Source organism: Nocardioides sp. NPDC057767 (genome assembly GCF_042798275.1).
In the GTDB taxonomy this organism is placed as follows: domain Bacteria; phylum Actinomycetota; class Actinomycetes; order Propionibacteriales; family Nocardioidaceae; genus Nocardioides.
Window position 1 is genome coordinate 36,510 of sequence record NZ_JBHVKJ010000044.1, and the last position, 11,218, is coordinate 47,727.

Here is an 11,218-nt window from a genome sequence, read left to right on the forward strand (position 1 = left end):
CACGGTGCATGTAGTGATCATGGGCTGTGGCCGCGTCGGCTCGACCCTGGCCAGGAGCCTCGAGGACCGTAACCACACGGTCTCGGTCATCGACCAGAACTCGGACGCGTTCCGGCGGCTCGGGCCGGGGTTCAACGGCGACAAGGTCTCCGGGATGGGCTTCGACCGGGAGGTCCTGCTCAAGGCCGGCATCAAGCGGGCCGAGGCGTTCGCCGCGGTCTCCAGCGGTGACAACTCCAACATCATCTCCGCCCGGGTGGCCCGCGAGGAGTTCGGCATCCAGCAGGTCGTGGCCCGCATCTACGACCCGGGCCGCGCCGAGGTCTACCAGCGCCTCGGGATCAGCACCGTGGCGACGGTGAAGTGGACCGCCGACCAGGTGCTCCGCCGGCTGCTCCCGGCCGGCGCCGAGCCCGACTTCCGCGACATGTCGGGCAACATCCGCATCGACCAGGTCATCATGCCTGAGCCCTGGGTCGGCGAGCGGACCATCAAGTTCCAGCGCCAGTCCGGCAGCCGGATCGCCTGGATCGACCGGCTCGGCGAAGGGATCATCCCGGTCCGCGAGAGCGTGATCCAGGAAGGCGACGTGCTCCACATCGTGATGCGCGAGGAGAACACGGCGCAGGCGTACAAGACGATCAAGAACGGGCCCGAGGAAGACTGATGCGCGTCGCAATCGCCGGGGCCGGGGCTGTCGGCCGGTCCATCGCCAGCGAGCTGATCGCCAACGGCCACGAGGTGCTCCTCATCGACAAGAACCCGGGCTCGATCAAGCCCGAGCGGGTGGCCGACGCGGAGTGGCTGCTCGCCGACGCGTGCGAGCTCTCCTCGCTCGAGGAGGCCCGGCTCGACAACTGCGACGTGGTCATCGCCGCGACCGGCGACGACAAGGCCAACCTGGTCTGCTCGCTGCTGGCCAAGACCGAGTTCGGGGTGCCGCGCACCGTCGGCCGGGTCAACCACCCCAACAACGAGTGGCTCTTCACCGAGGCCTGGGGCGTCGACGTCAACGTCTCCACCCCGCGGATCATGTCCGCGCTGGTCGAGGAGGCCGTCACCGTCGGTGACCTGGTGCGCCTGTTCACCTTCCGGCAGGGCCAGGCCAACCTGGTCGAGATCACCCTGCCCGCCGACTCGCCCTATGTCGGCAAGGCCACCGGCCTGGTGCCGTTCCCGGAGAACTGCGCGCTGGTCACGCTCCTGCGTGACGGCCAGGTCTACGTACCCACGCCCGAGCAGCCTCTCGAGCAGGGCGACGAGCTCCTCTTCGTCGTGCCCACCGAGAAGGAGGACGAGCTCGAGCGGCTCCTCGCCCCCACCGGTCACGGCGGCTGACGCCGCAGCTCTCGTACGCAGCAGACCCTCGATCTCGGCAGGACCCCTGATTTGCCCGCTTCCCCCCTCCTCCGGACGCTTCGTCCTGTCCGGGTAAGGCTGGTCGCCAGCCTGCTGCTGATGGTCGTCTCGACCGTCGCCGGGCTGGTACCGCTGATCGGGATCGTCGAGCTCGCCCGGATCCTGCTGCCGGCGGCTTCCGGGTCGCCCGTCGACGGGGCCCGTGCCTGGGTCGTGGTCTGGGGCAGCGTGGCGGCGCTGCTGGTGCGCCTGGCGACGGTGCTCGGCTCCTCGTGGCTCTCCCACGTGGCCGACCTCGACCTCTCCATCCATCTGCGCCGGCTGCTGGTCGCCCGCCTGGGCCGGGTGCCGCTGGCCTGGTTCACCGAGCGCAACTCCGGCACGGTGAAGAAGGCGGTGCAGGACGACGTCGCGGCGCTGCATCATCTGGTGGCCCACTCGGTCATGGAGCTCACCGCGGCGATCACGCTGCCCGCGGTCGTCGCCGTCTACCTCTTCGTGGTCTCCCCGCCGCTCGCACTGGTGACGCTCGTCCCGCTCGCGCTCGGACTGGTCGGGTTCCGGATCTCGATGCGGGGTGCGGGAGCGCTCTACCGCGACTACGACGCCGGCCTGGCCGAGCTGGCCGCGGCGACGGTCGAGAACACCGGCGGGATCGCCGAGATCAAGACGTTCGGCGCCACCGGACAGGCGCACCGGCGGCTGTCCGAGGTCGCGACCCGCTTCGGCGGGTTCAACCGGGCCTGGATGCGCCACTCCGCGTTCGGGATGCTGCTCATGGAGCTCGCGCTGACGCCGGCGCTGACCCTGGTCCTGGTGCTCGGAGGCGGCGTCTGGATGCTTCGGGCCTCCTGGATCACCGGGCCTGACCTGGTGCCGTTCCTCGTCCTCGGACTGGCGATGACAGCACCCGTCACCGTCGCCGGCTACGCCGCCCGCGAGCTGCGCGAGGCGACCGAGGCGGCCCGGCGGATCCAGCGGCTGCTGGCCGAGCCGGAGCTCCCCGAGCCGGCCGCGCCGGCGCCGGCCCCGGCCTCGGCCCGCGTCGAGCTCCACGACGTCTCCTTCGCCTACTCTCCCGACGCACCGTCGGTCCTCCACGACATCGACCTCGTGCTCGAGCCCGGCACGGTGACCGCGCTCGTGGGTCACTCCGGGTCGGGCAAGTCGACGCTGGCCAAGCTGCTGCCCCGCTTCGCCGACCCCACCACGGGCCGGGTCACCATCGCCGGGATCGACCTGCGGGAGATGACCAGCGCTCAGCTCTACGAGCAGGTCTCCTTCGTCTTCCAGGACACCGGGCTGCTGCGTACCTCGATCCGGGACAACATCCGGCTCGCCCACCCGGAGGCGCCCGAGCAGGACGTACGCCGCGCGGCCGAGGCGGCACAGATCGCCGATCGCATCGACGAGCTCCCGCGAGGCTACGACTCGGTCGTCGGCGAGGACGGCCAGCTCTCCGGCGGCGAGCGGCAGCGGGTCGCGATCGCCCGAGCGCTCCTCTCCGACACCCCGATCCTGGTGCTCGACGAGGCCACCGCGGCGGCGGACCCCGAGTCGGAGGCGCTCGTCCAGCGGGCGCTGTCCCGCCTCGTCGCCGGACGTACGCTGCTGGTGATTGCCCACCGCCTCTCCACGGTCACCGCGGCCGACCAGATCGTCGTCCTCGACGAGGGCCGGATCGCGGAGCTCGGCACCCACGACGAGCTGCTGGCCCGGGGCGGGCGCTACGCCCGGCTCTGGGCCGCGGACCAGCGCGCCCACCCGGCCGACGGCTGGACGCGGGAGGAGTCGGCATGAGCGAGCGACAGCGAGCGACAGCGGGCATCAGGCCGCCGCTTCCGTACTCTCGCGCCTGCGCTACGGAGGCGGCGGCGTGATCGCCATCGTCCGTCTGCTCGCCGCTCTCGTGGACCGCCCGCACCGGCGCCAGCTCGCCCGGGTGGTCGCGATGTTCGTCGCCACGGGAGTGCTCCAGGGCCTGGCCTTCGCCTGCGTCGTGCCGGTCCTGGACGCCGCGCTGCGTCAGGACTGGGACGCCGCGACCACCTGGCTCGGTGTGCTGGCCGGGCTCTTCGTGGCCCATCACGTGGCCCTGACGGTCGGCAACCTGGACGGCTACGACCTGGCCTGCGACCTGCTCGACATCACCCTGAGTCGCCTCGGCGACCACACCGTGCGGCTGCCGCTGGGGTGGTACGACCAGGACCGCACCGGGCAGCTCTCCCGGATGGCCTCCAAGGGCGCCACCGACATCGCCTCGGTGCCGGGGCATCTGCTGCGGCCCTTGATCGCCGCCGTCGTCAGCCCGGTCACCGTGGTCGTCGCGATGGCGTTCCTGGAGTGGCGCCTGGCGCTCGCGCTGCTCGTCGGCGTCGCCGCGGTGCTGGCCACCACCCGGCTCCTGGCCGTGATCGTCGGCCGCGGCGAAGGGGCCTACGACGCCGCGATGGCGGAGGGCTCGGCCCGGGTGGTGGAGTTCGCGCTCAACCAGCCCGCGCTGCGTGTCTTCGGGCGCACCGTCCACGGCAACGAGCTGGTCGAGGCGGCGCTGAAGGAGCAGAAGCGGGCCTCGCGACGGCTGCTGGTCACCGGGTTCGGTGGCCTGGGGATCCAGCTGCTCTCCATCCAGGCGCTGCTCACCCTGGTGATCGCGCTGGCCGTCCACCTCAGCCTCGGCGGCACGCTGGCGCCGACCACGGCCATCGGCCTGCTCGTGCTCACCGTGCGGTTCGTGGAGTCGCTGATCGACTACGGCGAGCTCTCCAGCGCGCTGCGGATCGCCGAGGGCTCGTTGCGACGTGTCCTCGACGTGCTCGCTCTCCCTCCACTGCCCGAGCCGGCCACGCCCGGCGAGCCGGCCGACAGCGGCGTCGAGCTGCGCGAGGTCGCCTTCTCCTACGACGGCACCGCCCGCGTGCTCGACGACGTCTCCCTCACCGCGCCGCCGCGCTCGCTGACGGCGGTGGTGGGGCCCTCGGGTTCCGGGAAGAGCACCCTGCTGCGGCTGGTCGCCCGGTTCCACGACGTGACGGCGGGCTCGGTGATGCTGGGCGGGGTGGACGTACGCGATCTCGGGACGGAGGCGCTGATGCGGCGCGTCTCGATCGTCTTCCAGGACGTCTACCTCTTCGAGGGCACCCTGCGCGACAACGTGATGATGTCGCGGCCCGACGCCACCGAGGAGGAGCTGCGGGAGGCCGCCCGGCTGGCCCGCGTCGACGACATCGTCGAGCGCCTCCCCCATGGCTGGCAGACCCGCATCGGCGAGGCCGGCTCGACGCTCTCGGGTGGTGAGAAGCAGCGGGTCTCGATCGCCCGGGCGCTGCTGAAGGACGCCCCCGTCGTGCTCCTCGACGAGGCGACCGCCGCCCTGGACGCGGAGAACGAGGCCGCGGTCCAGGAGGCGCTCACCGCGCTCTCGGCCGACCGTACGGTCATCGTCATCGCCCACCGTCTCCAGACCGTGGTCGCCGCCGACCAGATCGTGGTCCTCGACGGCGGCCGGATCGTCGAGCGCGGCTCCCACGCCGAGCTGCTGGCGCACGGCGGACGCTACCTCGACTTCTGGCGCGAGCGTACCCAGGCCGAGGGCTGGCGGCTTCTCGCCGAAGAGTAGACGCCGACCGCCGGGTCGACCCGAGAACGACCCGGTGGCCGGCGCCCACCCGGCTCAGAAGGCGTCGGGGTGCAGGCCCTCCGCAATCGTCCGCACCGCGGCGACGTTGCCGAGCGTGCCCGGGAAGGTGTCCGGGGTGCGCAGGGCGACGAAGCGGTCCTCCTTGACGGCGGTGACGTCGGGGAAGGTCTGGCGCAGGTACGTCTCGACCCGCTCGGCCTCGGCCTGCTCGCGCACGGCGAAGACGATGACGTCCGGGTTGCGCGCGGCGATCTCCTCCGGGGAGACGACGGCGGAGAAGAACTGCTCGAAGAGCGTCTCGTCCGGGCTGAAGACGTTCTCACCGCCCGCGCGCTCGATCATGTCGTACTCCACCCCCGCGCCGATCGCGGAGAGCGTCTTGCCCTCGACGTAGAGCTGCGCGACGGTGGGCCGCGGGCGGTCCGCCACGGCCTTCTCGACGGCCTCGAGGTCGGCACGGGTCTCGGCGACCAGCTCGTCGGCGGCGGCCGGCACCCCGAGGATGCTGCCGAGCGCCTCCAGGTCGGTGAACAGGTCCGTGACCTCGCCCGTCGCGCGGCGCTCGGGGCAGCCGCCGGCGGCGACGTACGTCGCGACGCCGGCGTCGGTGAGCTGGTCGATGGTGGCGAAGCCCTGCTCGGCGGTGAACTCGTACTCGGTCGGGGCGACGACGGCGTCGGGCCGCACGTCGAGCAGCTGCTCACGGGCCGGCGGCGAGTCCGCGCTCAGCTCCGGCACCTCGCTCGCCTTCGCGGCGACGTCCTCGGGGAGCTCGTGCATGGCCGTCTGCGCCTGCCCGACGAGCCGGTCGGCGACCCCGAGGCGCACGAGCAGCTCGGTCTGGGCCGGGCTGAGCCCGACGATCCGCTCGGGTGCGGACTCGACCGTGACCTGGCGTCCGCAGTTCTCCACGGTCACCGGGTAGCCCTCGGCGGCCTCACCGGCAGCCGCAGCGTCGTTCGTGACGCCGGTGCCGCCGCATCCGGTAGCCGCCAGGAGCATGAGCGCCGCGACCGGGACGGTGCGCAGCAGTGGGGTGGTGTTCATGTGTTCCTCTCTCGGGCCCGCGCGGACGTCCCGCGCAGGAGCAGGTGTGGGGTGCCGGCCTCCGGATCGGTGATCCGGCTGGCCTCGACACCGAAGACCTCACGCACCAGGTCCGGCGTGAGGATGTCGGCGGGCTCGCCGAGCGCGACGACGCGTCCGCGGTCGAGCACGGCGACGCGGTCGCAGTAGGCCAGCGCGAGGTCGAGCTCGTGCAGGGCGACCACGGTCGTGATACCGAGCTCGGCGACGGTGTGCATCAGCTCGAACCGGTAGGAGACGTCGAGATGGTTCGTCGGCTCGTCGAGCAGCAGGAGCTCGGCCTCCTGCGCGATCGCCCGGGCGAGCAACGTACGCTGCCGCTCCCCGCCCGAGAGCCGGTGCACCGGCCGGTCGGCGAGCACGGAGACGCCCGCCAGCGCCATCGCCCGGTCCACGACCAGCCAGTCCGCGGCAGTGTCACGGCCGAGCACGCCGCGGTGCGGGGTGCGTCCCAGCAGCACGCTCTCGGCGACGGTGAGCCCGAACTCGTCCGGCGGCTCCTGAGCCATCACCGCGACCCGGCGGGCGATGTCGCGGCGGCTCATCGTGGCCACGTCGGTGCCGTCGAGGTGGACGTGGCCCGCGGCCGGACGCAGGGCGCCGAAGCAGGCCCGCAGGAGCGTCGACTTGCCACTGCCGTTCGCCCCCAGCAGACCGAGCACCTCGCCCGGCTCGACCGCGACCGAGGCCGCGGTGACGACCTCGCGGCTGCCCCGGTTCAGGGTGAGGTCCAGCGTCTCGAGCCTCATCGCGCCATCCCCTGCTCGTCGGCGGCCCGGCCGCGCATCAGCCACAGGAAGAACGGCACCCCGATCAGCGCGGTGATGATGCCCAGCGGCACCTCGGCGGGCGCCGAGACCGTCCGGGCGATCAGGTCGGCGCCGCACAGGAACAGCGCACCGCCGAGCACCGCCACCGGGACGATGCGCCGATGGTCGGAGCCGACCAGCACCCGGGCGATGTGCGGGACCACGAGGCCGACGAAGCCGATCCCGCCAGCGACGGAGACCACGGTGCCGGTGAGCAGGGCGGCTGCGAGCAGCAGGACCGCCCGCAGCCGGTTGACCCGGACGCCCAGCGCGGTGGCCGTCTCGTCGCCGACCTGCAGCGCGTTGACGGCGCGTCCGGTGGTGAGGGAGACCACGAGGGCGACCACGAGGGCCACCAGCGGCCCGGCCAGGTCGGTCATCGTGGCGGCGGAGACGGAGCCCAGCAGGAAGAACATCACGCTGAACACGTTCTGCGCCTCGGTCGTGAGCGTCAGATAGCTCGTGATCGCGCTGAAGAAGGTACCCAGCGCCACCCCGGTCAGCACCAACCGCTGCGGGGCGATGCTGCCGTTCTTGTACGCCACCGCGAACACCGCCGCGGTCGCGACCGCGGCGCCCAGGAACGCCGCCGTCCCGATCCAGGCGCCGACCGCCGCCGCGCCCAGGACCACGACGGAGACCGCGCCGACGCCCGCGCCCGAGGAGACGCCGATGATCGCCGGCTCGGCCAGCGGGTTGCGTACGACGGCCTGGATGAACACCCCGGCCAGGCTCAGTGCCGCGCCGGCCAGCGCGGCCAGGAGCGCACGAGGCAGCCGGAACTGCCACACCACCTGGTCCTGGAGCACCGTGTAGGTGCCGTCGCTCATCCACGGCATCCCGGGCAGCAGGTGACCGGTGACCAGCCGGGCGGCGTCGAGGGCGCTCAGGTCGACGGTGCCCGAGGACGCGGACAACGCGACGACCACCACCAGGGCGGCCGCCAGGCCGACGGTCAGCAGCCGGGCGCGCCATCGGCGCCGAGCGACGACGGCGGGGACCTGGCCGGAGGGCCGTTGCCACAGCTGCGGCGGTGCCTCGTCCGCGGTCGAGGCGGTATCGGTGGGGGTCATCACACTCCTGTGGGTTCGTGAGCTGAGTCGAGGGCGAAGTCGAGGACGGAGGCGGCGAAGTCGTGCACGGAGTCGAGGGGGTTGCCGCCGTGGCCCATCCGCGGGCGGTGGCTGCGTACGACCTCGGCGCCGCGCGCCGTCAGCACCTCGGCGAGGCGGTCGGTGGGCGCGGCGGCGACCCGGGAGTCCTCCGCGAACGTGGTCAGCAGGAAGCGCGGCCACTCCTGGCCCGGATACCGGTCGGCACGCGCGAACGGCGAGTAGTCGTCCATCGCGGCCCGCACCGCGGCGTCGCCCGGGTCGCCGAACTCCTCGGTCCAGTGCCGCGCGGCGGGGTGCTCGCTGATGCGGTGCGGGTCGAGCGGCGCGGCCGTGCAGGCGACCCCGGCGACGAGGCCCGGCTCGGCGAGCGCCGCGGAGACGGCGACCAGCCCGCCGAGCGAGCCGCCGGCGAGCACCAGCCGCTCCGGACGGGTCAGGCCGAGGCGTACCAGCTCACGGGCGACGGCGACGGCGTCGGCGACCGTACGTGCCTTGCCCGCGCCCTGTCCGGCGATGTGCCACGCGGTGCCGGCGCCGCCGCCACCGCGCAGCCGGGCGGTCACGTGCAGCCCGCCGAGCGCGCACCAGGCGGCGACCGAGGGCTCGAAGCGAGGCAGGTCGACCACCCCGAAGCCCCCGTAGACCTCGAGGAGGGTCGCGCCGCCTGGCTCTCCGGTCACGACGAGCTCGATCTCGGCGCCGTCCTCCGCGGTCACGGTGGTCAGCCGCGACCGCGGGCCGTGGTCCGTCGAGCGCGCGGCCTCCTCGACCGGCATCAACCGCGGTGCCCCGGCCGGCGACTCGATCCGCGCCCAGGCGCGCTCCTGAGCCCAGGCCAGCCCCGAGACGGTACGCACCTCCTGCTGCTGCGAGATCGCGACGGTCTCCACCGGCACGAGGAGCTCGCCATCGGCGGTGAGGCGGATCAGGACCGAGTGGCCGCCCCGGACCAGGTGGACCAGGCCGCCGCCGGGAACGGCCTGGGCGTGCACCGGCACTCCTGGCAGGGTCTCGAGCCGGCACCGTGCAGGTGCACGACCGGGCAGACGGAGGCTCACCAGCTCCTCGCCGGTCACCGCCAGCACCGTGTCGCCGGCGGCGGTGATGCTGCGGACCAGGGGAAGCTCGAGGACCTGCGCGCCGTCGGTGCCGACGAGCAGGGTCCGCTCCTCTCCGGTCCGGGCGACGACCACGCGGTCGCCGACGCCGATCGGTGTCGCGCGCTCGCCGGCGGTGCCGAACAGCGTCCGGGCGGGCTCCCCGGGCCGGACCCGCAGGCAGCGACCCGCGGCGTCGACGAGGACCAGGCCCTCGCCGTCCCAGGCCATCCGCGCGTGCCTGACGGCCACCCCGTCGACCTCGGTCGTCTCTTCGGACGCCGTGTCCACGAGGACGACGCGCCCGTTCTCGGAGCCGTCGTCGCTGATCTCGACGGCGATCAGGCGCCCGTCCGGCGACGGTGCCGCGCCCTGGATCCGAGCATCCGGGTCGAACACGACCGCGCCCTCCTCGTCCACCAGGACCGGCAGCAGGTCACCAGGGCGCCGCGAGAGCCGGAACGGGCCCAGCGGCAGCCCCGGGCGCCCCACCCGCTCGGCACGACGCAGCGCATCATGCACGCTCGCGCGGGTCACCGGCCGACCCCGTCGACCTGTGCCTCGGGCGCCCTGATGACGCCCAGGTGGCCGCCCTCGTCGAAAGCAGATCCCAGCTCCAGGGTCGACTCGATGCCCGAGCCACGGACGAGATGGAGCTGGCCGTCGCCCCCGCGGGTGACCGCGGCCAGGTCGCGCGAGACCAGCGCGAGCGCGCGTCGCTGCGCGGACCTGTCGCCGACCGGGTCCCAGGGCGCGACCCCGGGCCGCGGTGCGGCGCTCATCGGGGGCAGCTCGACCTCGCTGAGCCGGCCGTCGGCGAGCATCGCCAGCCGGTCTCCGTCGGGGTGCACGATCGTCCAGGCGAGCGTGCCCTCGAGCGCGTCCGGCCGGAACACCAGACCGTCACCGGTCCGGGTCACCTCGGCGGAGCCGTCCGGGCTCCAGCGCACCAGGTGGTTCGTCCAGGTGTGCCACTGCGCCGCGTCCGCGTCGGCACCACGGACCGCGGCGACGATCCCCGCGGCCGGGTCGAGACGGAGGAAGTAGGCGCGCCCCGGCACCGGCCACGGCCAGGTCTCCAGACGCTCGGGCCGTCCTCCGGCGACCCGGAGCCGCTCGATGCCTGCCTCGGTGGACAGGTGGACCACGCCGGACCGGTGGTCGGCTGCGTCGCCGTGGCCGAGGTCTCCGGCCAGCTTCAGGCGTTCGCCGCGTACGACCGGGCAGTGCGGGCCGGCCCGGAGCAGGTCGCTCAGCGCGATCACCTCAGCCTCGCCCGGCTCGCGGTGCCGCAGCACGACCATGGGCTCGCCTGTTCCGGTATCCGGAACGATCACGACGCCGGGCTCGCCGGTGCGGACCCGCGACCGCACCGCGGTCGTGCCGCTCGCATCGGCCAGGTCGACGACCGTGACCAGATCGCTCCACGGCTCCCACGAGGCGCCGAGGCCGGTGGTGACCACGACGTAGCGACCGGTCGGGTCGCAGGCGAGGTGCTCGGCGGGGATCGCGATCGGCACTCTGCGGGCCTGACCTGCGCCGTCGAGCACCACCAGCGTGCCGAGGGCGTCGTCGGCGAACACCGCCCGGGCGCCCCCGGGGGCGCCCGCCGGGAGCGTCAGGATGCCCGCGTGCTCGGCCAGCGTGGCGCTCGCCCAGGGGCCGGGCAACGCGCCGGGATCGAAGGTCCGCCAGCGGCCGGCGCGGTGGTCTGCGAGGACCAGTGTGGGGTTCATGGGCGGAACACTACTGGTATTGGGAATGATTCTCATATACGTTTTGCCGCTGTCCGCACCAGCGGGCCCCGGCGATGCCGGGTCGAAACGATCCGACAGAGGAGAAACCGATGAACAACGACATCGTGAGCGAGATCGAGGACACCGAGCAGCTGGCGCACCTGTCCGCCTCCCACTCGAACGCGCTGGTCGAGAACCCCTTCGACTGATCGCAGACGGGTGAGCACCACGTGCCGTTCGGGCGAGCTGGCCACCGTCTGATCGCGGGGGCGCCGGGCTGACGAGCCCGGCGCCCCCCGCCCCACCCCCACCCACGACCACCCAGCCCCCCCCAGCCCCCCAGTAACCCACACAACACAGGGGGCCACAACCCCCC

General features: G+C 73.3%; 10 protein-coding genes. 5 read left to right on the plus strand and 5 right to left on the minus strand.

The window, feature by feature from the left end; translation table 11 throughout:
* The first annotated feature begins 4 nt into the window (after positions 1 to 4).
* From ACFVDI_RS21025 to ACFVDI_RS21040, 4 genes are all read left to right on the plus strand, one after another.
* Entirely contained in the window at positions 5 to 667 is a 663-nt protein-coding gene (locus ACFVDI_RS21025) for a potassium channel family protein (RefSeq protein ID WP_378909556.1), read from the plus strand.
* The gene (locus ACFVDI_RS21030) at positions 667 to 1,338 is read left to right on the plus strand and encodes a potassium channel family protein (RefSeq protein WP_378909559.1); all 672 of its coding nucleotides are present in this window, start codon (positions 667 to 669) and stop codon (positions 1,336 to 1,338) included. Before ACFVDI_RS21025 ends, ACFVDI_RS21030 begins: the two co-directional genes overlap by 1 nt.
* 120 nt (positions 1,339 to 1,458) lie before the next feature.
* Entirely contained in the window at positions 1,459 to 3,159 is a 1,701-nt protein-coding gene (locus tag ACFVDI_RS21035; protein ID WP_378909564.1) for an ABC transporter ATP-binding protein, read from the plus strand.
* 76 nt (positions 3,160 to 3,235) lie between these two features.
* Positions 3,236 to 4,978: an ABC transporter ATP-binding protein gene (locus tag ACFVDI_RS21040; RefSeq protein ID WP_378909572.1), complete on the plus strand. Its 1,743-nt coding sequence runs from the start codon at positions 3,236 to 3,238 to the stop codon at positions 4,976 to 4,978.
* A 54-nt stretch (positions 4,979 to 5,032) separates the two neighbouring features.
* On the opposite strand, the gene ACFVDI_RS21045 is transcribed toward ACFVDI_RS21040, so the two are convergent.
* The 5 genes from ACFVDI_RS21045 to ACFVDI_RS21065 are packed head-to-tail and all read right to left on the minus strand — an operon-like array spanning position 5,033 to position 10,842.
* Entirely contained in the window at positions 5,033 to 6,046 is a 1,014-nt protein-coding gene (locus tag ACFVDI_RS21045) for an ABC transporter substrate-binding protein (protein ID WP_378909575.1), read from the minus strand.
* On the minus strand, positions 6,043 to 6,834 hold the full coding sequence (locus ACFVDI_RS21050) for an ABC transporter ATP-binding protein (RefSeq protein ID WP_378909579.1): 792 nt from the start codon (positions 6,832 to 6,834) through the stop codon (positions 6,043 to 6,045). Before ACFVDI_RS21050 ends, ACFVDI_RS21045 begins: the two co-directional genes overlap by 4 nt.
* Complete coding sequence (locus tag ACFVDI_RS21055) at positions 6,831 to 7,967, minus strand: FecCD family ABC transporter permease (protein ID WP_378909584.1); 1,137 nt, start codon at positions 7,965 to 7,967, stop codon at positions 6,831 to 6,833. Before ACFVDI_RS21055 ends, ACFVDI_RS21050 begins: the two co-directional genes overlap by 4 nt.
* Positions 7,967 to 9,643, minus strand: coding sequence for a prolyl oligopeptidase family serine peptidase (locus tag ACFVDI_RS21060; RefSeq protein ID WP_378909587.1), 1,677 nt, complete (start codon positions 9,641 to 9,643; stop codon positions 7,967 to 7,969). The genes ACFVDI_RS21055 and ACFVDI_RS21060 overlap by 1 nt, the downstream gene beginning before the upstream one ends.
* Positions 9,640 to 10,842, minus strand: a complete 1,203-nt coding sequence (locus tag ACFVDI_RS21065; protein WP_378909590.1) for a hypothetical protein — start codon at positions 10,840 to 10,842, stop codon at positions 9,640 to 9,642. The genes ACFVDI_RS21060 and ACFVDI_RS21065 overlap by 4 nt, the downstream gene beginning before the upstream one ends.
* Before the next feature lie 110 nt (positions 10,843 to 10,952).
* On the opposite strand from ACFVDI_RS21065, the gene amiA reads away from it, so the two are divergent.
* On the plus strand, positions 10,953 to 11,051 hold the full coding sequence (amiA, locus tag ACFVDI_RS21070; RefSeq protein WP_246321463.1) for a streptamidine family RiPP: 99 nt from the start codon (positions 10,953 to 10,955) through the stop codon (positions 11,049 to 11,051).
* Positions 11,052 to 11,218: the final 167 nt, after the last annotated feature.

Bases quoted from the DNA above. Each gene is read 5' to 3' on its own strand.
- ACFVDI_RS21030 (WP_378909559.1), top strand. From the start codon at position 667: ATGCGCGTCGCAATCGCCGGGGCCGGGGCTGTCGGCCGGTCCATCGCC.
- ACFVDI_RS21035 (WP_378909564.1), top strand. From the start codon at position 1,459: ATGGTCGTCTCGACCGTCGCCGGGCTGGTACCGCTGATCGGGATCGTC.
- ACFVDI_RS21045 (WP_378909575.1), bottom strand. From the start codon at position 6,046: ATGAACACCACCCCACTGCTGCGCACCGTCCCGGTCGCGGCGCTCATG.
- ACFVDI_RS21050 (WP_378909579.1), bottom strand. From the start codon at position 6,834: ATGAGGCTCGAGACGCTGGACCTCACCCTGAACCGGGGCAGCCGCGAG.
- ACFVDI_RS21055 (WP_378909584.1), bottom strand. From the start codon at position 7,967: ATGACCCCCACCGATACCGCCTCGACCGCGGACGAGGCACCGCCGCAG.
- ACFVDI_RS21065 (WP_378909590.1), bottom strand. From the start codon at position 10,842: ATGAACCCCACACTGGTCCTCGCAGACCACCGCGCCGGCCGCTGGCGG.
- amiA (WP_246321463.1), top strand. From the start codon at position 10,953: ATGAACAACGACATCGTGAGCGAGATCGAGGACACCGAGCAGCTGGCG.